This is a genomic window from uncultured Winogradskyella sp. (assembly GCF_963975125.1).
In the GTDB taxonomy this organism is placed as follows: Bacteria; Bacteroidota; Bacteroidia; order Flavobacteriales; family Flavobacteriaceae; genus Winogradskyella.
On record NZ_CAXBGB010000033.1, the window covers coordinates 1 to 25,106 of the forward strand.

The window sequence follows — 25,106 nt, forward strand, 5'->3', positions numbered from 1 at the left end:
AAAAGGCCTCGTGGCGCAACTGAATAGCGCACTTGATTACGGCTCAAGAGGTTACAAGTTTGAATCTTGTCGAGGTCACTATAAAAATCCTAATTAATTGATTTTCAATTTTTTAGGATTTTTCATTTTTTGTTATGACCATTGTTTATCACTTTTAGTGAAAAGAATATTCTTCATTTTTATACATTAATATCTAATGGTTTCTATAATTTGGTTTCAGCCTCGATTAATAAAGCCTTTCGCAATTTTTTTTTTTATTTAGAGATTCAAAGGCACAATAACTTTTTTTTTGATAATAGGTCGTGAACTTATACCACTAGGGTAACTGGTTAGAGTCTAGTTCTCGCTGCGAGTGTAATTTTCATCCTTTTTGGTTGCAGGTTTTGTGCTTTTAGAATTTGAACTAGTTTATAAGTCACATTTAGACTTGCTATAATTTATGCATTAATGACATATATCATTGTAAAGGAGTACTTTTTAAAATAGCTTTGTGTTAATTAATTGACTATGAAGATTCTAGTGTACAGTGCGAAGGATTTTGAAATTCCCTATTTAGAAAAAGCAAATAGGAGAAAATATCATCTAACGTTTACTAAAGAAGCTTTGTCATCTAAAACAGCTATGAATGCTATTGGTTTTGATGCTATATCCATATTTTCAGCAGATGAAGCTTGTTTTATTACTATAGAAAAACTTAAAGATTTTGGCGTAAAATATATTGCATTGCGATCTGTTGGTTATGACAACGTTAATTTAAGAGCAGCCTCTCGATTAGCAATACGAGTAGCTAATGTGCCTGCTTATTCTCCATATTCAATAGCTGAACATGCCACTAGCTTACTATTAGCACTCAATAGAAAATTAATAGAATCTAATCACCGCGTAGATCATTTTAACTTTAAACTAAATCATCTTGTTGGCTTCGATCTAAATAATAAAACTGTTGGTATTATTGGTACAGGTAAAATTGGTGCCATAATGAGTAAAATTATGCACGGTTTTGGTTGTACCTTATTGGGTTATGATATTAATGAAAATAATGATTTAATTGATAAGTATAACTTGGACTATACAGCACTAAAAAATTTATGTGAACAATCAGATATTATTTCTTTGCACGTCCCTTTAAATACCGAAACGCACCAAATGATAAATGAAGAATTAATTTCTGTAATGAAACAAGGAGTTATTCTAATAAACACTGCAAGAGGATCTGTTATTAATACCGAAGATGTAATCGAAGGTCTTAAAAATGGGAATATTGGAGCTTTAGGAATTGATGTCTATGAGAATGAAAAAGGAATTTTCTTTAAAGATCATTCTCGCCATATACCTAATGACGATTTATTAATAAAATTAAATGCCATGCCTAATGTATTAATTACTGGGCATCATGCTTTTTTAACAGAAGAAGCATTAACAAATATAGCAGAAACTACTATATATAATTTTGATTGTTGGAATTCAGGAAAAGAAACAGAAAACGAATTGACAAAACCAATGAATACAATTTAAATACTATTAGTTTTTGTGATAAACATCTTTTAAAATAATAACACCTCCTTTTTCATTAGTTACATTTAGATTATATCTAATTTTCACCTTAGTATTGATTGGGGCATAATAATAAATAACCCAAGCATCTGCTTCTGTTGTTCCGATACAACCATTTGAATACGCCTTACTTAAGGTAATAGGATTTGTGGTTGGATGAATTAACTGTCCGTTCCTTATACCATTTATTTTGGTTTCTATAAAAGGAATTTGCGATAGTTTGGTCACTTTTTTATCGTCTCGCCTTGTTACAAGATACTGGTGATTATTTACAGGGTTTATATATCTAGGATTACGAAAATGTTTAAAAACAAATCCTTCACCAGTCTTGGTTTTTAAGTCTTGTACTCTACCAGACATCTCTAAATATTTTTTTTCATTTCTTCCTACTCTAATCGGAAATTCATAACGTTGAATAGAATCTATAAAGATGCGAAGCTTAAATTTTGGTATGTTGATATTTATACTAGTTTTTTGAAATGATTTTAGAATGTATTGCGCAACAATTGAATCGGGAATTGTAATAGAAGCTCCTTTTGGCAACACAATCATTTTTTTTGATTATATACAAAAGAGTCAAGAGCCATCATTCTATAGTAATCCGTATTCCTAAATGTGTCTATAATCCATGGATTTGCACGAACTAAAAGGTGCTCTGTAAGCTTATATGATGTTAAATAATCATATCTTTTAACTATAGAATCAATAAATTGAAAATAGTTTTCAACAACAACATTATTACTAACTATAAGAGTGTCTGAAAAATCATGAAACAAGAAAGTGTTACTTTTTATTAAATTTGAAGTTAAATCTATAGTCACTTCTTTTCGAGAATAGGACTTCATTGTCATTAATAAAATGATGAGTATAATTATGAATCGATCAATTTTTAACATCTCACTTTTTAATTCTACTAATAGCACAACATTTGTGCGATAATGCTTTTGTTCTATAATTTATTTTCTGTTCCAACTATGGGATACCCTATTCTAGATAGTAAATGCTTTACATTTTCAAAATCGCGATTAGTGTGATAATCAAATGACACTGTATTATTTTCATTATCGACTTCTACATCTGTAATGTGTTTTACGTTAGAGAGTCTATTAATTATTGTTCTTTCGCAACCATAACATCTTAGATTTTGTATATGAACAATAGTCCTCATAATATAATTTTTTAATAGTTAAAGATATTTGCAACAGCTGTAATGTAAAATGATATTCATCAGTATCGTGAGATGATGATTATCATTTTAAATGGTCTCGTAATCTTATACATTTGAATAGTCTATTATTAAGAATGTTAGTTTACATAAACATAAGAGCACAACTGAAGTCCTTTTTTATAGAAATGGGTGAATTGTCGTATTTCACGTCTAGGTTCTTTAAAGAAGTGTTTAAGCAGCCATTTGAGTTAAAAGAATTAGCACGCCAATGCTATAACATGGGAAATCGATCGCTCTTATTGGTTAGTATTACTGGGTTTATTATAGGTTTAGTTTTAACGTTACAAACAAGACCAACATTATTAGAATTTGGTGCTGTATCGTGGATGCCATCTATGGTTGGTATTTCTATAGTAAGAGAAATTGGACCTATTATTACAGCTCTAGTTTGTGCAGGTAGAATTGGCTCTGGGATTGGTGCTGAGTTAGGCTCTATGAGAGTTACAGAACAGATTGACGCTATGGAGGTTTCAGGCACAAATCCGTTTAAATATTTAGTTGTTACTAGAGTCTTAGCTGTAACGCTGATGTTACCTTTATTAGTTATTGTGGGTGATGCTGTTGCCTTATATGGCTCTTATTTAGTCGAGAATGTTAAAGGAAATGTGTCTTTTATGCTCTACTTTAATCAGGTTTTCGACTCGCTAGAGTTTGGTGATATTATACCTGCAACTATTAAATCCTTCTTTTTTGGTTTGGCTATTGGAATTGTAGGTTGCTTTAAAGGTTATTATTGTAAAAAAGGAACTGCAGGCGTTGGTATGGCTGCAAATTCTGCTGTAGTAGTTACGTCCTTATTGTTATTTGTTATAGACTTTATTGCTGTTTTTGTAACCGATATTTTTTATGATTTATGAATGTACAGAGAGACATATCAAATAGAGAAGTTGTTCTTGAAATTAATAATTTGTATAAAAGTTTTGGCGACAATAATGTGCTTAATGGGTTTAATATGAGGTTATATCAAAGCGAAAATCTTGTAATAATGGGGAAATCTGGTTCTGGAAAATCAGTGATGATAAAATGTTTGGTTGGTTTAATGGAAGCAGATAGTGGTTCTATTTCTGTAATGCAGAATGATATTACTAAACTTAACCAAAAATCGCTAGACTTGCTAAGAGCAGATATTGGTTTTCTTTTTCAAGGTAGTGCATTATATGACTCTATGACTGTAAGAGAAAATTTAGAATTTCCACTACGACGACATACTAAAAAGTTTGACAAACATATTGATCCCGAACAATTAGTTTTAGAAGCTTTAGAGAATGTTGGATTGGTAGACGCTGTCGATTTAATGCCTTCAGAATTGTCTGGTGGCATGAAACGTCGCGTGGCTTTAGCAAGAACTCTAATTCTACAACCCAAAGTTATTCTATATGATGAGCCAACTAGTGGATTAGATCCTATTACCTCAAAAGAAATAATAATCCTAATGCAAGATATACAGAAGAAATATGGAACATCATCACTCATCATTACACACGATGTGGATTGTGCGAGAGTGATTTCAGATAGAATGATATTACTTATCGATGGGAGAGATTATGCCGTCGGTACATATAATGAACTATCTGTGTCAAAAGATCCAAAAATAAAAGCATTTTTTAAACAAGACATATGAAAAACACGAACTCACAAAAATTTAGGTTAGGTCTTTTTGTTATTTTAGGTACTATTCTATTTATAGTCGGTGTCTATCTAATTGGTCAGCGTCAAGATATGTTTAAAAAAACTTTTACAATTAGTACTTATTTTCAGAATGTAAGTGGTTTACAAAAAGGAAATAATGTACGCTATGCTGGCATTGATATTGGAACCGTAAAAGGCATAACTATGATTAACGATTCTACCATAAAAATTGATATGAATATTGATGAGATGATAATTACTCATATTAAAAAAGATGCTATTGCAACTATAAGTTCTGACGGATTGGTAGGTAATATGATAGTAAACATTGTACCAGGAAAAGGTATAGAAAGAGTGATTACAAATGGTGATATTATAGAATCTTATAGTAAGATTGGTGCAGATGATATATTAAGTACTTTAAGTGTAAGTTCAGAAAATGCTGCAATATTGACATCAGATTTGCTAAAAATAACAACAGCAATGATAGAGGGTAAAGGGACAGTTGGTTTATTGTTAAATGATACCATAATGGCTCAAGATTTAAAACAATCGGTAAACAATCTAAAAATGGCAAGTCTAGGTGCTACAAATACCATCAATGAATTAAATTCTATAGTCTCCTCAATAAAAAATAATGACAATACTATTTTAGGAATGATTTTAAACGATTCTGTTTCTGGGCAAAAGCTAAAAATCATTGTAACTAATCTTGAAGCATCAAGCGTAGAAATTGAAAATTTAATTAAAAATGCAAACACAGTAGTCAATGACATTAAGACTAACGAAGGGGCTTTAAACTATGTTCTAAATGATACCACATTAGTAAATAGTTTAAAATCTACACTTAAAAATATTAATGAAGGAACAGATAAATTCAATGAGAATATGGAAGCCTTAAAGCACAATTTTTTAACGCGTGGTTATTTTAAAAAATTAGAGCGTCAAAAAATACGAGAAGCTAAAAAGGCTGAAAAAGGATGATTGGTTTAAGTTATTGACAGTATCTTTCCGTATAGCTAATTTTATTTAAAATGGAGAAAACGCATTTGTATTTTATAGTAATAAAACAGTAAACAAAATAAGTATAAAAACGGTAATGATTAGTCTTAAATAGATTTTCATAATAGCACATTATTGATTATAAGTACTAATGTAAATACTAAAGTTATTTTGTGAAATGATACTAATCAGTTTATAATACTATTACTAATTTTTTTAATGCATAAAACAAAACTGAGTAAACGCAATTTTATAGTTTACTCAGTTTTGAAATTCACATTTTTTAATCTAATTAATTTGCCATAGTTTCTTTGTTTCTACTTATGGCTAATTTTTCGATTAGATCTGGTACTTTTTCAAATGCAGCAGATAAGCCATGAGCTTTACCAGCTTCAATAAATGATATTTCATCGCCTTTAGTTGCTAAAAAGCCTATGGGTTCTATTCCCATTCCAGCTCCAGCTCCCATACCTTCACCTTTTTTTCCTTTGGCTTCAGTGCCTTCTCCACCTCCAGAACCAAATCCCATCCCTACTTTAATAACAGGTACGCATTTAAATTCTCCGAGCTGAAACTCTTTGCCAACTACAGTTTCCGTATTAGCCTCAGTTTTCATGAAATCTGTAATTTTTCCTAATAATTCTTCTAAATGTAATTCCATAATATTATTTTTTTAATTGTTAATAAATGATTTTATTATGCGTATTGGTCTATTTTTTAAAGAAAGTAATACGCTATTCCTTCCTTCAAAATTGACACTTAAATTAGTGTCCTTATAAAAATTTAATAATGCAAAAACAGGATAGAGTTTTGAATTAAAAATACAGTCTCCAGAATCTATTTCTGCTCGGCATTTTTTAACCTCAAATGATTTTAGTACATTTAATACTTTTTTAAAAGAAGTAGTACTGTTTTTTTTCGTTTTTAAGATCTTCTTTTCAATTTTACGTTTACTTGAAAATTTAATTTTCTTAAATGGATAAAATTTAAAATTGAATAGCAACACTTTTAAATGAACTTTTACAACTTCTAACTTATCTTCTTCAATGCTTGCTTTAGCTAATCCTTTGATTTGTATAAAATACTCTTCTCTAGCTGTATTTATATAAAGGGTAATTGGTACAAATAATAAATAGATGACAACCAACAAAAGCACTATTAAAAGTATAAAGAGTAACATCTTTAATTTTATTCAAAGTACCGAAATAGAGGTGCTTAGTGCAATGATATTAATCAGTCATCACTATGAATTGTAAATTTCTTTTTTTAGAATATTTTTAAATCGCGTAACGCTGATGTAATAATCTTCGAGAAGTTTTCCATTGTGTAAGAGGCTAATACACAAAAGCCTGAAGGTCCATTTTTAACTTCTATAGCAGATTTATTTTAGTTAGTTTTAAATCAATGCTATAGTCCATTGCTGTATTTAAAAGATCAAATGCAGACTTCTCGTGCCAAGGACATTGATCTGCATATACCAAATGCCAGCCTTGGTATTTTTTTGTTGTAATGTCCAGTCAATTAATTTTGAAGAGTCTTGCTCAATCATTTTCTCTTTACAAAACACTTGCATTTCTTTAGAAGTTCCTTTAAAAGTAAAGTCGCTATTTTTATAATAATAACTACAATAGATACTGTTTAAAGAGCCATCTATATTAGTGCCTCCTTTTTGCACGTCGTTTTTAAATGGCATGCCACAACTTTGACAAAATTTGTTTGGTTTTGAAGCTTTAATAGTATTATACTCTTCTTATTCTACCGGTTACTTCTTCAACTTTAATGATAAAAATTACTGGTAAATCATCTTTATATATTTTGCTCGAAAACTCACTAATAAAATCGAGTTCGCGATGTTCTTTGTTAATAATTAAGTCTTTTACGCCAAGTGAAAATTCATGAAGTTTTGCTTTGGCTTCACTTCCTGTAAGTTCTATAAAAACACCTTGAGCTAAAACCGATTTCCATGAATTTACTGAGTCAATATCAGAAACACTTAGGCATACATTGTTATGCTTTCGCATCGCTTTTACTTTATGACCTTCAGCAGAATATCCGATAATTATATTTGCTTGCTTGTTGTAATAATAAGTAATTGGTGCTATATAGGGTCTGTTTCTATAGATATAAGATAGATTGCCAATGTAGTTAGTTTCGAGAAGTTTTAATCGCTCTACTTTGTTTAGTATTCTGATCATTATCTTCGGTTTTAAGCGTTAGAACTAAGTTATTTAAAAACGTAGGATGAAACTATGATTTTGGTCAGTTAATGCTTTGTTTGTAATTCTATAATCGTAATTTCTGGGCGCATCCCAATTCTTCCAGGGAATCCTAGCCAACCCAAACCTCTGTTTACGTAAAGATATTGCTGATTGTGTTTGTATAAACCTGCCCAATGTTTAAATTTATATTTTATAGGACTCCATTGTGAGTTTTTATACTGAAAAGCTGCTTGCATACCATGGGTATGACCAGCAAGTGTTAAGGTAATATCTGTTTTATCAATGACTTCTTCTGCCCAATGTGTAGGGTCATGAGATAATAAAATTTTAAAAGGAATTGATTTTACGCTCTCAATGGCTTTTTGTAAATCGCCATATTGTTTAAGAGGCGATTTCCCCCAATTCTCTACACCTATAATAGCGATTTGATCGTTTTTCTCTGAAACGATTTCAGATTCGTTTATTAGAAGTTTAAAATCTATAGCTTTATAGAACTGTTTAATAGATTCAAAATTTTCTTTCTTGTCTTCTTTAGAATTCCATTTACTATAATCACCATAATCGTGATTACCTAAAATGGCATATTTTCCTTTTTTTGCAATAAGTTTTTTAAAAAGGTCTTCCCAACCTCGTAATTCCCAACCATAATTATTTACCAAATCTCCTGTAATTACTATATAGTCTGGCTTTAGGTCATTGATTATTTTGATTGCACTCTCTAATTTCTGATAACGATAATTAAAACTACCTAAATGTAAATCTGATAATTGAACAATTTTGAAGCCATCAAAGAGATTTGGTAAAACCTTTGATTTAATAGTATGGTGATAAACTTTAAATTTATAAACAGCCTTAAATATACCATTGACAATAACAAAAAACGGAAGAAACCCCGAAATTAAGCCTATAATTGGAACTATAATTAGTGATTCACCTTCAGAAAATAAATAATTGGTAAAGTAGAGAATTGAGATAATAAGAACAAAAATTAGTTTTGGTATAAATGATGAAACGGTAAGACCATAAAATTTAGAAATTAGCATTTGTTTTCTAATTGGGTTAATATCATCTAGGGTAACTTTTAACACTATAATTGAAGTAACCAAACCTAAAGTAAATACCCAAAATAAAACATTAATGCTAGTTTTTAATAATGATGAATCTATAAGTTGAGTAATAGATTGAAGCCAATAAAACGCAAGAAAATCGATCAGTAATATTAACGTACACAATAAAATAATAGTGAAAAAAGAAAATGACTTCATGTTCTCTTTTTTAGTCGTCTTTTGTCTCTGTATGCCCAATAAATCCCTTTCACATCTGAGGCCCAATTGTCGTACAAGAATATAAGGACAATCTCTTCAAATGTTTCTAGTAAGCCTATGACAATCATGATGTAGAATAAACTGTATTCTGGAGAAAAGAAGAGTGACCATAAAATAAAAACACTTTGAATAACCGCAGATAGTTTTGCCAAGTACGTGTGAAATGCTGTAGCCTTTCCGTACTTTGCAAAAGCAATAATCATTTGTATAATGTATGGAGCAAAGGCAACAAGAATTAAAATAAGGTTACTTGTAATAAATACGGTTTCAAAATAATACAAACCAATGAGACCAACTATCAATGTAATTTGATCGCCAAAGGAGTCTAATTGAGAACCTCTTGGACTGGTAATTTTGAGTTTTCTAGCTAAATAACCATCTATTGCATCTGTTGAGTAACTAATTAACAACAACCATGAGAAGATTAATCGTAGGTCGAGCCATATTAGTGCTAACAAAAAAGGAGCTGCCAGTATGCGATAAAATGAAAACCAATCGGCAACGTTAAAATTTTTAAAAGTTAACATCAATTTTTTAATTAAAATTTTAATAAAAGTAATGGTAGTAATGCTTTTTTCAAATGATAACCATCAGTTTTAAACTCTAATGTTTATCTAATTTTACTACCCAAAAATCTTTAACAATATTTCTGATAGAGCATCTTAAGTAGTTTTCTTTTTGTGATAAATCTCACCAAACAGAAAAGACACTCTAAAATAAGAATGCCTTTTCAACCAACCAAAGTAAAAGCAATTAACCAAAGTTAGATTGCTTTGCTCTTTTATACTATAATAACTTTATTTTTGCTATATCAAATATGGTAGAATATTAATTTTAAATCAATGATATTTATCAGGTATCTAAAATAATTGTGCCTAGCTATTTTTCTCTTTAACTTTTATACTCTTTGCTATTCCTTTTTTGTTTTTCTCTTTGTTCATTATAATGCTCTTTAAACCATACAGGTTGTTCAATGGTGTTATCGTATAAGTAATCTGCTATTTGTTTTATATCAGTTTCTGGATAATCTATTTTTGTCATTACACCAAAACGTTGTACTGCGCCATACATTTTAGCATTGGCTTCGTTTGGGTTTTTAATCCAATCTTGTATGTCTTTTATAAACGCTTCTTTGGTTCTGTTGTTATTTATGTAGCGTTTCTTTATAGCAATCATAGGTGGTGCCAATCTGCTGTCATGTTCTGTCGTTGGGTTATGACAGGCATAACAATAAGTCTCCATAAGTTTTTTACCTAGATGAGTTTTGTTTATGTCTGTGGTTTCATTCTTTACCACTTTTGTTAATTGGTTAGAGTTATTACAACTCGAAAAAAAGAAAACTAATGCTAAAAAAATAAATATTTTTTTCATGATTTTATGTTTTAAAATATATTGATATATAAAATTAATCGCTCTAAAAATTTTCGTAAAAATTCAACTTATTTCTAAGGGTTATAATTTGAGACTGAAGGTCTTCTACTTGTTTTAATAAATTGTAAATAGCATCGATACCTTCTAAATTAATATCTAAATCGTAATGCAAACGCATCATTTTTTCAACGTCATTAAGCTGATTCGTTTTTAGGTAATTCTCATTGTTAGTTATGGTAATCTCAACTAAATCGTACTCATGCAATGCATTAATAAAAGTTATAGGAACATTATAATGTGTGCAAAATTGTTGAATTGAGATGTGATGTATCGTTTTCATGTTATCGTAATTTTGATAATTCTGTAAAGAGTTCTTTTTCCTTATTAGAGAGTTTTGTAGGTGTTTTTAAATTATAGGTGATATACAAATCACCAAACTGGCCTTCTTTTTTATACTTAGGAAACCCTTTTCCTTTGAGTTTTAGTTTAGTTCCGTTTTGGGTTTCTGGTTTTACAGTTAGTTTTACTTTTCCGGTAAAAGTATTGACAGTTATTTCGTCTCCTAAAAGTGCTTTATATAAATCTAAATCTACTGAAGCATATAAGTTATCTCCATCTCTTTTAAATCGCGATTTATTTATTATAGAAAACTCTATATATAAGTCTCCATTTGGCCCTCCGTTAACACCTTTCCCTCCATAACCTTTTATTTTTATGATTTGACCATTTTCTACACCAGCAGGTATGGTAATACGAATACTTTTGTTATTTACCGTTAACGTTTGTTTGTGTGTGGTATATACATCTTTAAGATTTAGCTGTAATTGGGCATTAAAATCTTGACCTCTAAACTTTGTTTGTCTGTTTTGGCCTTTGGCATTACCACCTCCAAACATAGAACCGAAAAAATCTGAAAAATCACTCTCAGTATAACCACCAAAATCACCTTGTGAAGTCTGTTGCTGAGCGTATTGTTTTTGTTGCTGTTTTGCCTTTTTATATGCATCTGTTTGTTGCCAATGTTCTCCGTATTCATCGTACTTTTTACGATTTTCAAGATGGCTTAATACTTCATTAGCCTCATTAACCTCTTTAAATTTTTGTTCTGCTTCCTTATCATTTGGGTTGAGGTCTGGATGATATTTTCGAGCAAGTTTACGATACGCTTTTTTTATATCGTTTTCAGTAGCGTTTTTAGTGACTTCTAATATTTTGTAATAATCTATAAATGCCATTATGCTTTTCTATGAGTTTTAATGTATTGCTTTAATATTTGCTTAAGACTTTCTAGATAATCTTCCATAATGCTGATATTTATATCTGGATGAGTTTTTGAAGGTATCGTTATAGGATTTTCGTCTAACGTAGCATAGAGTTCTGGGTAATTTACCTTTATACTTGTGGTTAGTGTTATTATTTGAGTCTCTAAATCTTGTAGTGTATTCATGGCTTCAGCTATAAATTAGAGACTAAAGTTAGCTGTAAATTGAACGATTAGAAATGATTAATATCATAAAGTGAACAATTAAACAATGATTTTTCCGTCTCCCATTTGTATAATTCTATCGGTTTTATTTGCAAAGTCTTCATCGTGTGTAACTATAAGTAAAGACAATCCTTGCGCATCACTTAATCGTTTAAAGATGTTAAATACATTTTCTGCATTAGAGCTGTCTAGATTTCCCGTAGGTTCATCACCCATTATAATTGATGGGTTGTTTATTAATGCACGTGCTATAGCAACACGTTGTTTCTCACCTCCAGATATACGAGATGCTCGCTTTTTTGCTAAATGTTCAATATTTAGCATTCTCAATTTCTCTATAGCATCTTGCTCAATTTCTTGGTATGATTTTTCTGCTAACTTCTTGGCAGGAAGCATAACGTTTTCTAATACCGAAAACTCAGATAGTAAATAATGAAACTGAAAAACAAAGCCAATGTGTTTATTTCGCATATATGATAGGTGCTCTCTATCTTGTCCTGTTATAAGTTTGTTGTTTAAATACAGTTCGCCGTCATAGTCTGTATCCATTGTAGAAAGGATGTAGAGAAGTGTAGATTTTCCACAACCAGATTTTCCCATTATGGAAACGAATTCTCCTTTTTTAACCTGAAAGTTAATGTCTTTTAATACATGAAATAGCACAGGTTTTTTAAAGTATTTGTTTATTTGTTTTGCTTCTAATACATTACTCATGCTACTGTCCTCTTATAATTTTTACTGGGTCTATTTTTTTAGCTTTTTTAGATGGTAAATAACCAGCAAGAAATGTTGAAAGCATGGCAAATAAAAAACCGATAATAAAGAATGATGGATTAATGTTTATAGGATAGGTTTCTACTGTTGGTAATGCTTCTGTTTGAAACGGGATAGTAGCAATTACACTTGCCAATACATAACCTATAAGCAAACCTAAAATACCACCAATGAAACCAATAATCATGGCTTGAGCCATAAAGATAAGTTGCACATCTTTACCAGAAAAACCAGTTGCTTTTAATATAGCGATGTCATTCATTTTTTCATAAATAAGCATGTTTAGTATGTTGTAAATGCCAAAACCAGCCACAATAAGTAAAGTAATGGAAACTGCATAAGTTATAAGGTTTCTAATGCTGGTTCCGGTCTCAAATTGTGCATTAGCTGTTTTAATATCTATTGCGGTTAGATTAAATTGTTGTTCGATTTTTTTAGAGAGAGGTACTGCCTGTTCTATATCATAAAGCTTTACATTAATGTCTGTAATATAGTTATTGGCGTTACCTAATATTCGTTGCACAGTTTTAATATTCGTAAAGCTTTGTATAGCATCTAAATCTGCAATACCACTTTGGTAAAAACCAACAATTTTAAGTGGGAATATCCCTCCGTTAATTGGGCTTACTTGCACACGATCTCCGACGTTTAAGGACATTTTTTTTGCGATACCAATTCCCAATAATATGCCATTATCGGTATGGTGTAAATCTTCGGCAGAGCCTTCAATAATATAATCATTCATATTAAAGAATTCAGCCTCATCAATTGGCTTTATGCCAGTTAGATTGCCGCCTAATTCTATAGATCCAGCTATATAAAAAATTTGTGTTTTTATTTGAGGAAGTGCACCACGAACATTTTCATTAGTTTCTAAATAGTTGATAATAGGAAGTGCATTATGAATTTTTTTCTGGCTTAATTTTGGTTTTATAGAATGAACAATATTAAAGCTTTCTTCAGTGACTTCAATCAAAGAAATGGGTTGGTTTTTTGAAGGTTCTATTTCATTATAAATGTGAATATGAGGTGTTTGATTTAAAATTAAATCATCGAGCATGCCATTTAAACCAGTCATAAAGCAGACTAAAGTAATATATGCGCCAATACCAAAAGTTACACCAAGTGCAGCAGTAGATGTTTGCTTAATTTTAGTAAGCAAATGTGTTTTAGCAATGTTTAAAATAACGTTCCAATTAGTCATTCTTCTGGTTTGTAAATAGACGTATATATTGTTATGCCAGAAAGCACTTCTATATATTCCATGTTCTGTAAGCCTGTTTTAATTGTTAACAACCCATTATCAGTTTTTACTTTATTATCGTCTATTAAATAGACCTTTGGAATAGTTAATACACTATCTTTTTGGTCGATAATAATATTGGCTTCTCCAGAGAGTCCTGGGAATAAGATATCTGGTGGGTTTTTAAATACAGCTTCTACCTTAAAGGTTTGGTTTCGTTCATCTTTTTTAGGATATATTTTAGATACTGTTCCTTTAAATACTTTACCCTTGTATGCATCTAATGTGACTATAATATTTTGACTCTTGCTAATTCTAACAATATCAACTTCATCTACCAAGAGTTCTATTATGAATTTTTTAGCGCTACCAATTGAAGCTAGAGGCTCCATGTTGGTAACAAGCTCTCCAGGTTCTTTGTATAATGCATAAATTTTTCCATTTATTTTGCTTTTAACAGTAAAATCTTTAGTTGTTATCAGTGATGTTTGGTAGTTGTTTTGCGCTTGTTTTACAGTAGTCTGTAATTCGTTTTTGGTTCTGTTATATTTACTTCGAAGAAGCTTTAAGTTGTTATTTGTCAGCTCATAATTAAGTTTTTTAGTGTCGTATTGTACTTTTGATCCAATGTTTTGGTTCCATAGACTTTTTTGTCTGAAAAAATTGATAGAATCGTTTTTTAATTTTATTATAGCAGCATCCATTTCATCACTTATACTATTTAAAATTGCTGCACTACCATTAAAATTCTGTTTAGCTAATTCTAAGGAAAGCTTAGAATTTTGCGAGTTAAGTTTTGGTCTATTATTAATAATTTGAATAAGCGCTTGGTCTTTTATAACTAAGTCACCTTCTTCAGCCAAGTTAGCATCCAATATCCCAGAAACAATGGCATATACTTGATATATACTATCTGGTTGAATAGTTGCTGATGCATATACAGATTCTGTAAGATTACGTTTTACAGGATAAATTATATCCTGTTTTTTTGAACAAGAAAACAGCATCAGAGCGATAATTATAAAATGAGATGACTTCATTAATTATTAGTTTAGTTTTACTAAACTCCATTTCCCATTTTCACCTTTTATTGCGACAAGATTATCAGAAATAAGTTTTGATGTGATTTTTGGTGGCATTCTTAAGAATTCTTTATCTATGACAACATTAACTCCAGATGGATTAATGTAATTTTCAATTACTCCATTAGTGTTTATAATCACCTCAAAATATTTGTAGTAAACGATATTTTTACCTAATGCTTCATTTTTACCAACATTTTCCTTAATTAACTCTAAGACAATGGCTTTGCCATTATTAAAATTAGTTGCATTTAAAAATTTAGGTTCGATAATGGTTTTTCCAGAAGTATCGATATAACCAAAGTAAGAAATGCCATTCTTTTTTTGTTCTATTAAACATCTGTCATCGTTAAAAATAGGATAACTGTTTTCATTAGATTTAGTGAGTACTAAATCAGTTCTGTAGTTTATTATAACATCACCTTTGGTGTTAACAAAAGCCCATTGGCCATCTTTTTTAATTGCAGCTAAACCATTATAAAATGGCGATATGAAATCGAGATTCTCAATAGATTGTGCATATCCAAAAAATGGATTTACTGCGAAGACTAAAAATAGGATTAGAACTTTTTTCATGATTTCATCATTTTAATGATTAAAAATCAAAATTAGTGTTCAAGATATTATTGTGAAATGATATTGGTCAGACTAGCGAAATATTTATTTCATTGCAGAACAGAAGTAATAAGATGAAAGCTAAATCTAAAGAGTGATCTGTTTTGAATGCAGAATTTGGGCAACTGAATTAATGCGATTTTAGGATTTCAATGATTTCATTTTTTTGAAGTACTCCAGATTGTCGCCATACTTGTTTGCCATTTTTAAACAATATCATGGTTGGTACACCCAATACTTTATACTTTGCGGCAAATGCCTGATTCTTATCTATATCAACCTTAACAATTTTAACAGCATCTCCGAGCTCACTTTTAACTTCTTCTAGTATCGGAGCGAGCATTTTGCAAGGACCACACCAATTAGCAAAAAAATCGACTAAAACAGGCGTTTCTGAACGTATAATAGTACTGAAGCTACTCTTCATTTTCATTTTTTTTAAATTCGATATAAAGCTTTGCAAGCATAATAAGTTCAGACTTATTTTGACTAGAGAAACTTGCCGCTATTGAGCTAGCAGTTTTTAAAATTAATGAATTGATTTTTTTACTAAAAAATGCTTCGTGTGATCTCTTAAAATTAATAAAACTGTTGTAACAAATTTTGGCATTATACTCATTGTCATTGTGCAACCATTTAAAGGTGTTTAAGATAGTATTGGCTATAAAATCACCTTCAAGGTTTTCTGAAGATATCCATTCATTATTTATAATGTGTTTAAGGGTACTAAACTCTTCGTCTCTTACATGCTTGTCAGTAGCTGCAATGGCGTAAAATAGTTTACCAAGGTTTTGGTAAAATTCTACATCTGTTTTTTGTTTGAGAGTCAAAACCGAACATATTTATAGATAAAAATACATAGTTTTATTTTGTGTTAATATGATATAAATCAGTTTTAAACAAACACGTAAAACTTAACTTTTATAATTAGGTGAAGCACCAGTTTTTGACTAACTTTAATGTTAATTCTTTTGCTTAAAAAGACCAACTATGCTTCAGCAAGATCAAGAAATATTTAACATATTATTAGAAGCAGTTTCTCATGGTGTCATTATTGTTGATAATCATCATCTCATAATGGACGTAAATACTACTACTGAAGCAATATTTGGTTATAAAAAGAGCGAACTATTAAATAGAGAATTAAACCTGCTTATACCTTCAAATTATCATAAAAAGCATGCTAAACACGTAAAGTCCTTTATAAAAGAAGGTAGAAAAAGAAGTATGGGTGATGCCACAGATATTTATGGCTTAAAAAAAACGGGTGATATCATTGACATTGAAGTAGAATTAAACCCATTTTCTATTTATGATAAGACTTATGTAATGGCTCTTATTAAAGATGTTTCAGAAGTAAAAGAGACCAAAAAAAACTTAATGCTAAAAAGTAGTGCGCTTCAGTCTGCTAGTAATGGTATTATAATTACAGATGCTCTAAAACATGATAATCCTGTAATTTATTTTAATACTGCTTTTCAGAAACTTACAGGATATTCGAGTAAAGAAATACTTAATCATAACTGTAGATTTTTGCAAGGTAAGGACACAAACCAAGAATCTTTTAAAACACTTAGAGAAGCCATAAAAAATGGTGAAAGTTGCCAGGTTACAGTACGCAATTATAAAAAAGATGGTTCTTTATTTTGGAATGATTTATACATTATGCCAATAATTAATTTCAAAGGTGTTGTAACTAATTTTATTGGCATTCAAAATGATGTTACACTAAGAAAAAGAGCTGAATCGGAACGAAACCATTTGGCAGCAATTTTTCATGAATCTTTAAATGAAATCTATGTTTTTGATGCCAAAACATTAAAATTTGTAAACGTTAATTATGGTGCTCAAAAAAACATAGGTTACACCTTGGAAGAACTCAAAACCATGACGCCTATTGATATAAAGCCAAATTACGATGATAATACATTTAGAAATAGTCTTGATATTTTACTTAAAAAAAGTGTGGAGAAGTTAGAGTTTGAAACAGTTCACCTAAGAAAAGATGGTACTACCTATCCTGTAGAGGTTCATTTGCAGCTCTCTAGCCTTGGTGATAAAGATGTTTTTATAGCTATTATTTTAGATATTACAGAACGCAAAAATTATACAGAAAGGCTCGAAAAAAAAGTTGAAGAACGTACAGAACAACTTAATGTGGCACTTTCAAAGGAAAAAGAGCTTAATGAGCTTAAAACCAAATTTTTATCTTTAGTGTCTCACGAGTTTAAGACTCCTTTAAGTGGTATTTTAACATCGTCTGTTTTATTAAGTAAATACGAGTTAACACAAGAGCAAGAAAAGCGCAATAAACACATTAAAACAATATCAGATAAAGTACATTACTTAAACAATATATTAAATGATTTTCTATCGCTCGAAAAACTAGAAAAAGGTAAACTAACTTATAAGTTTAATCATTTTAAACTTAGTAAAATTATAGACGAAATTGTTTATAACGCCAATATGCTTTTAAAAGAAGGCCAGTATATAAATTACCCAGATGATATAGATGACCTATCCCTCTACCAAGATGAAAAGATTTTGGAGTTAATACTTACTAATTTGGTTAATAATGCCATTAAGTATTCGCCAAAACAATCTGTTATAGCTATTACTATAAAACAGAACAAAGAAACCACCAAAATACAGGTTAAGGATAATGGGATTGGGATACCAATAAAAGATCAAAAAAGTATTTTTGAGCGGTATTTTAGAGCTGAAAACGTCATCAATACAGAAGGCACAGGTATAGGTTTAAATATCGCAAAAAATCACTTAGAAAACCTAGGTGGTACAATATGTTTTCAGAGTGAAGAGCATAAAGAAACGACATTTACTATAATAATACCTAATACAGCACAACAATGAAAACTATTTTACTAATTGAAGATGATTTAGTTCTGAGAGAGAATACAGCAGAACTTTTAGAGCATTCTCAGTATAAAGTTATTACAGCTTCTAATGGTAAAACTGGTATTGTTATAGCAAAAAAGCAATTACCAGATATTATTGTATGCGATATTATGATGCCAGTTTTAGATGGCTATGATACGCTAACCACTCTATCTAAAAATAAAAACACAAAGCACATTCCGTTTATTTTTTTATCTGCAAAAACAGAACATAAAGATGTAAGAAAAGGAATGAATATGGGAGCCGACGATTACATAACAAAACCCTTTAGCGAGGAAGAACTTATTAGCGCTATTGAGAGTCGTCTCGCAAAAGCTGCTATTCTAAAAGATTTAAATACCAAATTTAAAATCTCTACAAAAGAAATTGACAAAAATGAAATTAATACACTTAACGATTTAAAAAACTTTTTTGATGATAATGGTACCATTTTTTCCTTTGAAAAAGATACAGTTATTTATCGTGAAGAGGATCACTCAAATTATATTTACCTTATAAATAAAGGTACTGTAAAATGTTACCAAATAGATGAACAAGGCAAAGAATTGGTAACTGCTTTGTATAAAGAAGATGATTTGTTTGGCTACACTTCATTTACTAATAATCTGCCACATAAAGAAACAGCCACAGCTATTGATAATGTTAAATTAGTAGGTGTTTCTACGATACAGTTTAATCGAATATTAAATGATAACCCTAAGGTAGCTTTAGAACTGATACAATTATTAACGGCTGATCTTTTAGGAATAAAATCTCAATTATTAGAGATGGCTTACGCCTCTGTAAATAAAAAAACTGCAGCGACCATTTTAAAATTTGCCGAAAAAATAAATCGTAAGCCAGAAGACCCTATTAAAATATCTCGAAGCGATCTAGCAAGTGTTGCTGGTATAGCCACTGAGACTTTAATAAGAGCATTAACCAGTTTTAAAAAACAAGGTATTATAAAGGCCGAAGGTAGAAATATAAGGGTTTTAGACTTAGAAAAATTGAAACAGATGGGTTAACCAAAAATAGTTTTTTTCAAAATGATTAATATCATTTTTAGTTTGACATCTTACCTATAAATTTGTTGTAGTAAAGATATTATCCGATGAAAAATATACTATTACCTACGGATTTTTCAGAAAATTCATGGAATGCTATTAAGTATGCTATTCGTTTTTTCGAAAATATGGAATGCAATTTTTATGTATTGCATGTTAATAGATTAAGCAATTTGGCTGTAAATGATACGGCATTAATTTTGACACAAGATTTAATAGATGAGCGCTATATAAAGCCAGCAAAACAAAAATTGCGTAATATTTTAAAACAAATTTCAAAATTATCCCCAAATCATAAAAACCAAAGATTTTATACCCTTACAGATTATGGGTTTTTTATAGAATCTATACGTAAAAATGTAGATGAAAAAGAAATAGATTGTATAGTGATGGGCACTAAAGGAGCATCAGGATTAGAAAAAATTATCTTAGGTACTAACACAGCAGATATCATTACTAAAGTAAAATGCAATACCTTAGCTGTACCAGAAAATGCAGAATTTGTTACACCTAAAGAAATTGCTTTTCCAACAGATTTTTCATTGTCTCATAACCTACAAGTTTTACTGCCTATTTCTGATATTCTAGAGCGATTTCACTCATCCTTACGAATTGTTCATATTAGTAAAAACAAAATTGACTTAAATAACAATCAACAGAAAAACAAAGAATTATTAGAAGATTATTTCAATAACGATAAGTATAGTTTTCATTATCTAACAAATAAAAAGGTTGAAAACGCTGTTCAGTGTTTTGTAGAAAGTAGAGATATAAATATGATTTGTATGGTGGGAAAAAATCTAAATTATTTTCAACAAATATTATTTCATTCAAAAGTTGAAGAAATAAGTTATCATACAGACGTACCATTTTTGGTATTACACAAAAAAAACAAATATTATGGATAATTCAATTTTCTTAACCAAGTTTTGGGGCTGGTATCTTATTATTTTCTTTTTAATATTAAGCCTTAACCCAAAGCGCATAAAACAAATATTTAATGATTTAAAGGACGAAAAATTTTTAATCATTTTTGCTTTTATGGCCATTATTATTGGGCTGCTTAATATTATATTTCATAATATTTGGGAGCTAAACCATAAACTCATTATTACCCTTTTGGGTTGGTCATCGTTGTTTATGGGTTTAGCCTTATTTATTCTACCAAAGCGAACCGTTTCGTGGATTGAATTTGTTAATATTAAATTCGTTCAAGTTATTTATATGCTTTTATTTTTTGTTGGTATTTATTTACTAAATATGGCCTATGGTATTGTGTTTATTTAACAAGAAAAACCCTTAAATGATATATATCATCGAGGGTCTAGTAATATCTAATTACATTTATATTGTCATTTAATTATGACTAAAGAGAATGAGGGTTTTCTTTAAAAGTGCTATTAATCGAAAAAGAAAGCCAGAATAAAATCTGGCTTTCTTTTTTTAAGAAAAATCAATTTTAATCAAAATATTTTCTAAAACTGATATTCATCATTTTATAGACTGTAATTAGATTGTAAATTAGCATTATAATTAAATGAAACGTTCTTTTCTTTATTGAAAAACTTCAAAATAAAAATCTGTAAAGCATAAGGTTTTATAGATTATAAAGCGTTTGAAGTTATAGTTTAACAGTATAGTTGGTTCTTTTTGTATTTCTTTAGTAATAAATTGATATTGAGAGTTTCTTAGAGTTGAATAATAAAATTGAACGCTTTGCAGAAACAGGAGGTTTAGGCTTCCTGTTTCTTTTAAAACACACAGGTTTTACATTGCAAGATGTAGAGTCTGCACAGAAGCGTTTTAAGTTATAGTTTGGTTAGTTGTTTCTTTTGGTATTTTTTTAGTAATAAATTGATATAGAGAGTTTCTTAAAGCTGAATAATAAAATTGAACGCTTTGCAGAAACAGGAGGTTTAGGCTTCCTGTTTCTTTTAAAACACACAGGTTTTACATTGCAAGATGTAGAGTCTGCACAGAAGCGTTTTAAGTTATAGTTTGGTTAGTTGTTTCTTTTGGTATTTTTTTAGTAATAAATTAATATAGAGAGTTTCTTAAAGCTGAATAATAAAATTGAACGCCTTGCAGAAACAGGAGGTTTAGGCTTCCTGTTTTTTAATTCATAAAATTTAAAACATAATATTCTGGTAAATCATAGATTTAAGCTCTTTTGGAAGCTCACTTCTTAGGTCTTCTAATTCGCCTAAAGAAATATATTTGCGCAATACAATAAATGTGGTATCTATATAGTTTGTGGCAATATCATCTGATTCAAAATCATTGATAGAAGTAACACCATCATAGGCTCTTACGACATCTATAAATTCAGTCATGTTTTTAATTTTTGCTTTTTTATGAAGTGTCCATCCATTAACATAAACGGCTTTTAAAAACATTGGGAATTGTGCAATGAGTTGCAAGGACTCTTGTGTAGAAACCACATCGCGTAATCCATGAAGAATGGATGATAATATACGACCAGCTTTATCTGTATCGTCAGAAAGATTTAGTGCTTTACTATACTCTTTTAGGAAAGTGTTTGCTTCGGTTGCGAACTTATTAAAATTTAGTGCCATGATTTTTATCTTTATATATATCTATAAAGATGCTAACTACTTGTATAAACTGAAATGATATATATCAGTGAGGGATGAAATCTGCTTTTCTAATTGTTGGTTTATACATTTTCGACGCCAAAAAATATTACAAAATTAAATTGACAATGCAATTTTTAAGACCATAAACCTTCCTGAAACGACAACAGTTAATACTATTTCTGCTATTCTTAAAATAGCATAGAGACATAAGAAATAGCCTAGAAACATAAGCTTAAAGATATAGCTATTTATTGTTGCCAGAGGTAAAGTACACTAGGTTCTACAAAAGTGAGGATTGCATAGTAGTATCAATTGTAATTAGCATTTCAACATGACATATATCATTGTAATACTGGTATATAAGCTATAATTTTAAAATTCAATACTAATGCAACAGCCATGAAAAACATACTCATACCTACCGATTTTTCTAAAAATGCAATGAACGCTATCAACTTTGCTTTAGAGTTTTTTAAATATGAAAAAACAGTATTCTACTTTATGCATGCTTATCAGAACGAATTCTATGATCATGAAGAGTTAGTTTCACGCAAAGTCTTTGATGATATTTTAAATAATGTAAGAAACGAATCGCAACAAAATTTAGCAAAGCTATTAAAGAAAGTTAAAGGAAAAGCGCCGAATCCTAGATTTACCTACCACACTATTTCATCCTATAATACGCTGGTAGAAGAGGCTAATTCTATTGTAGATAGATACAATATAGACTTAATTGTAATGGGTACTAAAGGCAAATCAAACGAGCAGCATATCGTATTTGGAAGTCGAACATTTCAGGTGTTAAAATATGTACAATGTCCTGTACTCGCCATACCATCTAATTATACCAATACACAACCTAAACATATTTTATTTCCTACCAATTATTTAATGCCTTACAAACGCAGAGAGTTAAAATTATTATCAGATATAGCAAAACCATACAGAAGTGTAATAGACGTATTATATGTTTCTAAAAGCAACAAATTGTCCATAAGACAAGAAGATAATAAGTGCTTTATTAAAGATATTTTATGTGTTAACAAAGTGAATTTTTACATCGAGGACAGTAAAAAAATAGCAGAAACTGTAAAAAACTATATAAGTAAAAATAAAATAGACATTATTGCTATGGTTAATACTCAACATTCATTTTTAGAAGATATGTTATTCCCCTCTACAATAGATAGAGTAAGTCTAGGGTTAGAAATACCTTTATTAGCAATGCAAAATGCAACACGTAATTGAACAAAACAAAAATAAACGCTATGAGACATATTCTTTTACCAACAGATTTTTCCGATAATTCTTGGAATGCTATCAAATACGCTATCAAACTCTTTAAAGACCAAGCGTGTGTTTTTCATTTGTTAAACACCTATACGCCTGTAATTTACAATGTAGAGTATGTTTTAGGATATCCTGCGCAATTTGGTTTGGGTGATGTTATGAGGGATACTTCTCAAGAAAATCTAAAGGAATTGGTAGCTAAGATCACTGAGGAGTTTCCTGATAATTCTAAACATAAATTTGAAACTCTATCACGGTTTGATACTTTAATTTCTGGCATAAAAGAATTTATGAACAAGCATACGACGCATGTCATAGTAATGGGAACTAAAGGAGCCACAGGAGCAAAAGAAATATTATTTGGTTCTAATACTGTACACGTGTTTAAAGAAATAAAATGTCCGGTTTTGGCAATTCCGTCAAATTTTGAATTTGAAAATCCTCACGAGATATTGTTTCCTACAGACCTAGAAGTCAGTTACAGAGACACTCAACTTAATTTGCTGAAAGAGATAGCGATATCACATAACTCTAGAGTTAATGCAATGCACGTATCAACAGGTTATGAATTTACAGAGGCAAAAACCAACAACAAACTAGAATTAGAATCTATATTTAAAAACATATCATTTTTATTTCATGAGATAAAGAGTATGGATGTAACAGAAGCCATTAATGAATTTCAGATTAAATCAAAAATTAATTTGCTGGTAATGATTAATAATAAACACTCTTTTTTTGAGAACCTATTTTTTCAATCTAAACTCAAACAAATAGGATTTCATTTAACTATTCCGTTTCTCGTAATACCATCAGACCAAAAAAAACAATTATGAAACACTCTATTTTAATACCAACGGATTTTTCAGATAATGCATGGAATGCCATAGTGTATGCCTTGAGGTTATATGCAAATGAAGAGTGTGCGTTTTATTTTTTGCACTCTTGGGCTGTAAAATCTACTATGAAGTCTTATATAACAACGCATTATATGGATGATTTAAAAGAGGATTCATTAAAAGAATTAGCCGAGTTAAAGGACATGGCAGAAAATGCAAATATCAATGCTAATCACAGTTTTGAAATTATTTTAGTTAAGGGTAAATTGAAAACTGCTATTGAATCTACTGTAAAAAAACATAATATAGATCTTGTTGTTATGGGTACAAAAGGGGCAACTGGTGCAAAAGAAATTTTCTTTGGAAGTAATACCGTAGATATAATTAAAAAATTGATGTTATGCCCAATACTTGTTGTTCCAGAAGAGTTTGATTTTGTAGAGCCTAAACACGTTGCTTTTCCAACAGATTTTAATAGGTTTTATGGAGAGGAATTATTGCCAATAAAACGATTATCGGAATTATATGACTCTAAAATTAGAATTGTTCATATTTCAGAAAAGAATAATCTCACAAAAATACAAGACTATAATTTCGCCATGCTACAAGTCTATTTAGAAAACCATCCACATAGTTTTCATTGGATGCCAGATTATGCGAAAAAGACACAAGAAATCAATGATTTTAATGAAGAGCTCGATATAGACATTCTTGCAATGATAAATTATAAGCATAGCTTTATTGAAAAGATAGTTAACGAACCCGTTGTAAACAAGATTGGATTTCATTCAAAAATTCCATTTTTAGTTATTCCGTGTTCAATCTGATATATATCATTTCTACAAGAGGTTTTGTGCATTAATTTTAGCTAAACAAGTTAAATGCCAATG

General features: G+C 30.0%; 31 protein-coding genes and 1 tRNA gene. 12 read left to right on the forward strand and 20 right to left on the reverse strand.

Annotation, left to right across the window (positions count from 1 at the left end):
• The first annotated feature begins 4 nt into the window (after positions 1-4).
• Positions 5-78, forward strand: a tRNA-Arg gene (locus AAC053_RS06460).
• 429 nt (positions 79-507) lie between these two features.
• On the forward strand, positions 508-1,515 hold the full coding sequence (locus AAC053_RS06465) for a 2-hydroxyacid dehydrogenase (protein ID WP_339754300.1): 1,008 nt from the start codon (positions 508-510) through the stop codon (positions 1,513-1,515).
• A gap of 6 nt (positions 1,516-1,521) precedes the next feature.
• Here the strand turns inward: AAC053_RS06465 and AAC053_RS06470 are convergent, their stop codons facing one another.
• The 3 genes from AAC053_RS06470 to AAC053_RS06480 form a co-directional block, all read right to left on the reverse strand.
• A complete protein-coding gene (locus AAC053_RS06470) occupies positions 1,522-2,106 on the reverse strand; it encodes a L,D-transpeptidase (RefSeq protein WP_339754302.1) in 585 nt (194 codons plus the stop codon).
• Positions 2,103-2,399 (reverse strand): hypothetical protein, encoded by a 297-nt coding sequence (locus AAC053_RS06475; RefSeq protein WP_339754305.1) that lies wholly within the window; start codon positions 2,397-2,399, stop codon positions 2,103-2,105. The genes AAC053_RS06470 and AAC053_RS06475 overlap by 4 nt, the downstream gene beginning before the upstream one ends.
• Positions 2,400-2,503: 104 nt before the next feature.
• Positions 2,504-2,722, reverse strand: coding sequence for a heavy metal-associated domain-containing protein (locus AAC053_RS06480; protein WP_339754308.1), 219 nt, complete (start codon positions 2,720-2,722; stop codon positions 2,504-2,506).
• A 134-nt stretch (positions 2,723-2,856) separates the two neighbouring features.
• Between AAC053_RS06480 and AAC053_RS06485 the strand changes: the two genes are divergently transcribed.
• From AAC053_RS06485 to AAC053_RS06495, 3 genes are read left to right on the forward strand one after another with little or no spacing between them, the layout of a single operon-like run.
• Positions 2,857-3,639, forward strand: coding sequence for an ABC transporter permease (locus AAC053_RS06485; RefSeq protein ID WP_339754311.1), 783 nt, complete (start codon positions 2,857-2,859; stop codon positions 3,637-3,639).
• Positions 3,636-4,403: an ATP-binding cassette domain-containing protein gene (locus tag AAC053_RS06490; protein ID WP_339754314.1), complete on the forward strand. Its 768-nt coding sequence runs from the start codon at positions 3,636-3,638 to the stop codon at positions 4,401-4,403. Before AAC053_RS06485 ends, AAC053_RS06490 begins: the two co-directional genes overlap by 4 nt.
• Positions 4,400-5,395 carry an MlaD family protein gene (locus AAC053_RS06495; protein WP_339754317.1) on the forward strand — a complete coding sequence of 332 codons (996 nt, stop codon included), beginning with the start codon at positions 4,400-4,402 and terminating at the stop codon, positions 5,393-5,395. The genes AAC053_RS06490 and AAC053_RS06495 overlap by 4 nt, the downstream gene beginning before the upstream one ends.
• Positions 5,396-5,705: 310 nt before the next feature.
• On the opposite strand, the gene AAC053_RS06500 is transcribed toward AAC053_RS06495, so the two are convergent.
• The 16 genes from AAC053_RS06500 to AAC053_RS06575 all read right to left on the reverse strand — a co-directional run bounded on the left by AAC053_RS06500 (position 5,706) and on the right by AAC053_RS06575 (position 16,358).
• Positions 5,706-6,074, reverse strand: a complete 369-nt coding sequence (locus tag AAC053_RS06500) for a spore germination protein GerW family protein (RefSeq protein WP_339754319.1) — start codon at positions 6,072-6,074, stop codon at positions 5,706-5,708.
• Positions 6,075-6,086: 12 nt separating this feature from the next.
• Positions 6,087-6,593 (reverse strand): hypothetical protein, encoded by a 507-nt coding sequence (locus AAC053_RS06505; protein WP_339754322.1) that lies wholly within the window; start codon positions 6,591-6,593, stop codon positions 6,087-6,089.
• A 246-nt stretch (positions 6,594-6,839) separates the two neighbouring features.
• The gene (locus AAC053_RS06510) at positions 6,840-7,148 is read right to left on the reverse strand and encodes a zinc ribbon domain-containing protein (RefSeq protein WP_339754409.1); all 309 of its coding nucleotides are present in this window, start codon (positions 7,146-7,148) and stop codon (positions 6,840-6,842) included.
• A gap of 4 nt (positions 7,149-7,152) precedes the next feature.
• Positions 7,153-7,608 carry a pyridoxamine 5'-phosphate oxidase family protein gene (locus AAC053_RS06515; protein WP_339754325.1) on the reverse strand — a complete coding sequence of 152 codons (456 nt, stop codon included), beginning with the start codon at positions 7,606-7,608 and terminating at the stop codon, positions 7,153-7,155.
• 68 nt (positions 7,609-7,676) lie between these two features.
• Positions 7,677-8,897 (reverse strand): metallophosphoesterase, encoded by a 1,221-nt coding sequence (locus tag AAC053_RS06520; protein ID WP_339754327.1) that lies wholly within the window; start codon positions 8,895-8,897, stop codon positions 7,677-7,679.
• On the reverse strand, positions 8,894-9,484 hold the full coding sequence (locus AAC053_RS06525) for a CDP-alcohol phosphatidyltransferase family protein (RefSeq protein ID WP_339754329.1): 591 nt from the start codon (positions 9,482-9,484) through the stop codon (positions 8,894-8,896). Before AAC053_RS06525 ends, AAC053_RS06520 begins: the two co-directional genes overlap by 4 nt.
• A 364-nt stretch (positions 9,485-9,848) precedes the next feature.
• A complete protein-coding gene (locus AAC053_RS06530) occupies positions 9,849-10,328 on the reverse strand; it encodes a c-type cytochrome (protein ID WP_339754332.1) in 480 nt (159 codons plus the stop codon).
• Between the two features lie 43 nt (positions 10,329-10,371).
• A complete protein-coding gene (locus tag AAC053_RS06535; RefSeq protein WP_339754335.1) occupies positions 10,372-10,668 on the reverse strand; it encodes a chaperone modulator CbpM in 297 nt (98 codons plus the stop codon).
• A gap of 1 nt (position 10,669) precedes the next feature.
• Positions 10,670-11,563 (reverse strand): J domain-containing protein, encoded by an 894-nt coding sequence (locus tag AAC053_RS06540; protein ID WP_339754339.1) that lies wholly within the window; start codon positions 11,561-11,563, stop codon positions 10,670-10,672.
• Positions 11,563-11,775 (reverse strand): hypothetical protein, encoded by a 213-nt coding sequence (locus AAC053_RS06545; protein WP_339754342.1) that lies wholly within the window; start codon positions 11,773-11,775, stop codon positions 11,563-11,565. The genes AAC053_RS06540 and AAC053_RS06545 overlap by 1 nt, the downstream gene beginning before the upstream one ends.
• 78 nt (positions 11,776-11,853) lie before the next feature.
• A complete protein-coding gene (locus tag AAC053_RS06550) occupies positions 11,854-12,528 on the reverse strand; it encodes an ABC transporter ATP-binding protein (RefSeq protein WP_339754345.1) in 675 nt (224 codons plus the stop codon).
• A 1-nt stretch (position 12,529) separates the two neighbouring features.
• Entirely contained in the window at positions 12,530-13,792 is a 1,263-nt protein-coding gene (locus AAC053_RS06555) for an FtsX-like permease family protein (RefSeq protein ID WP_339754348.1), read from the reverse strand.
• Positions 13,789-14,871, reverse strand: coding sequence for an efflux RND transporter periplasmic adaptor subunit (locus tag AAC053_RS06560; RefSeq protein ID WP_339754351.1), 1,083 nt, complete (start codon positions 14,869-14,871; stop codon positions 13,789-13,791). Before AAC053_RS06560 ends, AAC053_RS06555 begins: the two co-directional genes overlap by 4 nt.
• 6 nt (positions 14,872-14,877) lie before the next feature.
• A complete protein-coding gene (locus AAC053_RS06565; protein WP_339754354.1) occupies positions 14,878-15,489 on the reverse strand; it encodes a WG repeat-containing protein in 612 nt (203 codons plus the stop codon).
• A gap of 169 nt (positions 15,490-15,658) precedes the next feature.
• Complete coding sequence (gene trxA, locus AAC053_RS06570; protein WP_339754357.1) at positions 15,659-15,955, reverse strand: thioredoxin; 297 nt, start codon at positions 15,953-15,955, stop codon at positions 15,659-15,661.
• A complete protein-coding gene (locus tag AAC053_RS06575) occupies positions 15,945-16,358 on the reverse strand; it encodes a hypothetical protein (protein ID WP_339754360.1) in 414 nt (137 codons plus the stop codon). The genes trxA and AAC053_RS06575 overlap by 11 nt, the downstream gene beginning before the upstream one ends.
• Before the next feature lie 160 nt (positions 16,359-16,518).
• Here AAC053_RS06575 and AAC053_RS06580 point away from each other — a divergent pair, with 160 nt between their 5' ends.
• From AAC053_RS06580 to AAC053_RS06595, 4 genes are all read left to right on the forward strand, one after another.
• Positions 16,519-18,399: a PAS domain S-box protein gene (locus AAC053_RS06580; protein WP_339754363.1), complete on the forward strand. Its 1,881-nt coding sequence runs from the start codon at positions 16,519-16,521 to the stop codon at positions 18,397-18,399.
• Positions 18,396-19,451 (forward strand): response regulator, encoded by a 1,056-nt coding sequence (locus AAC053_RS06585; RefSeq protein ID WP_339754366.1) that lies wholly within the window; start codon positions 18,396-18,398, stop codon positions 19,449-19,451. Before AAC053_RS06580 ends, AAC053_RS06585 begins: the two co-directional genes overlap by 4 nt.
• Positions 19,452-19,537: 86 nt before the next feature.
• On the forward strand, positions 19,538-20,398 hold the full coding sequence (locus AAC053_RS06590; protein WP_339754369.1) for a universal stress protein: 861 nt from the start codon (positions 19,538-19,540) through the stop codon (positions 20,396-20,398).
• Entirely contained in the window at positions 20,391-20,777 is a 387-nt protein-coding gene (locus tag AAC053_RS06595) for a hypothetical protein (protein WP_339754372.1), read from the forward strand. Before AAC053_RS06590 ends, AAC053_RS06595 begins: the two co-directional genes overlap by 8 nt.
• An 842-nt stretch (positions 20,778-21,619) precedes the next feature.
• On the opposite strand, the gene AAC053_RS06600 is transcribed toward AAC053_RS06595, so the two are convergent.
• Entirely contained in the window at positions 21,620-22,066 is a 447-nt protein-coding gene (locus tag AAC053_RS06600; RefSeq protein WP_339754375.1) for a DUF2267 domain-containing protein, read from the reverse strand.
• A gap of 420 nt (positions 22,067-22,486) precedes the next feature.
• Here AAC053_RS06600 and AAC053_RS06605 point away from each other — a divergent pair, with 420 nt between their 5' ends.
• From AAC053_RS06605 to AAC053_RS06615, 3 genes are read left to right on the forward strand one after another with little or no spacing between them, the layout of a single operon-like run.
• Positions 22,487-23,335, forward strand: coding sequence for a universal stress protein (locus tag AAC053_RS06605; protein WP_339754377.1), 849 nt, complete (start codon positions 22,487-22,489; stop codon positions 23,333-23,335).
• Positions 23,336-23,355: 20 nt separating this feature from the next.
• The gene (locus AAC053_RS06610) at positions 23,356-24,213 is read left to right on the forward strand and encodes a universal stress protein (protein WP_339754381.1); all 858 of its coding nucleotides are present in this window, start codon (positions 23,356-23,358) and stop codon (positions 24,211-24,213) included.
• Positions 24,210-25,043 carry a universal stress protein gene (locus AAC053_RS06615; protein WP_339754384.1) on the forward strand — a complete coding sequence of 278 codons (834 nt, stop codon included), beginning with the start codon at positions 24,210-24,212 and terminating at the stop codon, positions 25,041-25,043. The genes AAC053_RS06610 and AAC053_RS06615 overlap by 4 nt, the downstream gene beginning before the upstream one ends.
• The last annotated feature ends 63 nt before the right edge of the window (positions 25,044-25,106 follow it).

Excerpts from the sequence above, each read along its gene's own strand:
- AAC053_RS06465 (WP_339754300.1), top strand. The coding sequence starts at position 508 with ATGAAGATTCTAGTGTACAGTGCGAAGGATTTTGAAATTCCCTATTTA.
- AAC053_RS06470 (WP_339754302.1), bottom strand. The coding sequence starts at position 2,106 with ATGATTGTGTTGCCAAAAGGAGCTTCTATTACAATTCCCGATTCAATT.
- AAC053_RS06475 (WP_339754305.1), bottom strand. The coding sequence starts at position 2,399 with ATGAAGTCCTATTCTCGAAAAGAAGTGACTATAGATTTAACTTCAAAT.
- AAC053_RS06480 (WP_339754308.1), bottom strand. The coding sequence starts at position 2,722 with ATGAGGACTATTGTTCATATACAAAATCTAAGATGTTATGGTTGCGAA.
- AAC053_RS06485 (WP_339754311.1), top strand. The coding sequence starts at position 2,857 with ATGTTAGTTTACATAAACATAAGAGCACAACTGAAGTCCTTTTTTATA.
- AAC053_RS06490 (WP_339754314.1), top strand. The coding sequence starts at position 3,636 with ATGAATGTACAGAGAGACATATCAAATAGAGAAGTTGTTCTTGAAATT.
- AAC053_RS06495 (WP_339754317.1), top strand. The coding sequence starts at position 4,400 with ATGAAAAACACGAACTCACAAAAATTTAGGTTAGGTCTTTTTGTTATT.
- AAC053_RS06500 (WP_339754319.1), bottom strand. The coding sequence starts at position 6,074 with ATGGAATTACATTTAGAAGAATTATTAGGAAAAATTACAGATTTCATG.
- AAC053_RS06505 (WP_339754322.1), bottom strand. The coding sequence starts at position 6,593 with ATGTTACTCTTTATACTTTTAATAGTGCTTTTGTTGGTTGTCATCTAT.
- AAC053_RS06515 (WP_339754325.1), bottom strand. The coding sequence starts at position 7,608 with ATGATCAGAATACTAAACAAAGTAGAGCGATTAAAACTTCTCGAAACT.
- AAC053_RS06520 (WP_339754327.1), bottom strand. The coding sequence starts at position 8,897 with ATGAAGTCATTTTCTTTTTTCACTATTATTTTATTGTGTACGTTAATA.
- AAC053_RS06525 (WP_339754329.1), bottom strand. The coding sequence starts at position 9,484 with ATGTTAACTTTTAAAAATTTTAACGTTGCCGATTGGTTTTCATTTTAT.
- AAC053_RS06530 (WP_339754332.1), bottom strand. The coding sequence starts at position 10,328 with ATGAAAAAAATATTTATTTTTTTAGCATTAGTTTTCTTTTTTTCGAGT.
- AAC053_RS06535 (WP_339754335.1), bottom strand. The coding sequence starts at position 10,668 with ATGAAAACGATACATCACATCTCAATTCAACAATTTTGCACACATTAT.
- AAC053_RS06540 (WP_339754339.1), bottom strand. The coding sequence starts at position 11,563 with ATGGCATTTATAGATTATTACAAAATATTAGAAGTCACTAAAAACGCT.
- AAC053_RS06545 (WP_339754342.1), bottom strand. The coding sequence starts at position 11,775 with ATGAATACACTACAAGATTTAGAGACTCAAATAATAACACTAACCACA.
- AAC053_RS06550 (WP_339754345.1), bottom strand. The coding sequence starts at position 12,528 with ATGAGTAATGTATTAGAAGCAAAACAAATAAACAAATACTTTAAAAAA.
- AAC053_RS06555 (WP_339754348.1), bottom strand. The coding sequence starts at position 13,792 with ATGACTAATTGGAACGTTATTTTAAACATTGCTAAAACACATTTGCTT.
- AAC053_RS06560 (WP_339754351.1), bottom strand. The coding sequence starts at position 14,871 with ATGAAGTCATCTCATTTTATAATTATCGCTCTGATGCTGTTTTCTTGT.
- AAC053_RS06565 (WP_339754354.1), bottom strand. The coding sequence starts at position 15,489 with ATGAAAAAAGTTCTAATCCTATTTTTAGTCTTCGCAGTAAATCCATTT.
- trxA (WP_339754357.1), bottom strand. The coding sequence starts at position 15,955 with ATGAAGAGTAGCTTCAGTACTATTATACGTTCAGAAACGCCTGTTTTA.
- AAC053_RS06580 (WP_339754363.1), top strand. The coding sequence starts at position 16,519 with ATGCTTCAGCAAGATCAAGAAATATTTAACATATTATTAGAAGCAGTT.
- AAC053_RS06585 (WP_339754366.1), top strand. The coding sequence starts at position 18,396 with ATGAAAACTATTTTACTAATTGAAGATGATTTAGTTCTGAGAGAGAAT.
- AAC053_RS06590 (WP_339754369.1), top strand. The coding sequence starts at position 19,538 with ATGAAAAATATACTATTACCTACGGATTTTTCAGAAAATTCATGGAAT.
- AAC053_RS06595 (WP_339754372.1), top strand. The coding sequence starts at position 20,391 with ATGGATAATTCAATTTTCTTAACCAAGTTTTGGGGCTGGTATCTTATT.
- AAC053_RS06600 (WP_339754375.1), bottom strand. The coding sequence starts at position 22,066 with ATGGCACTAAATTTTAATAAGTTCGCAACCGAAGCAAACACTTTCCTA.
- AAC053_RS06605 (WP_339754377.1), top strand. The coding sequence starts at position 22,487 with ATGAAAAACATACTCATACCTACCGATTTTTCTAAAAATGCAATGAAC.
- AAC053_RS06610 (WP_339754381.1), top strand. The coding sequence starts at position 23,356 with ATGAGACATATTCTTTTACCAACAGATTTTTCCGATAATTCTTGGAAT.
- AAC053_RS06615 (WP_339754384.1), top strand. The coding sequence starts at position 24,210 with ATGAAACACTCTATTTTAATACCAACGGATTTTTCAGATAATGCATGG.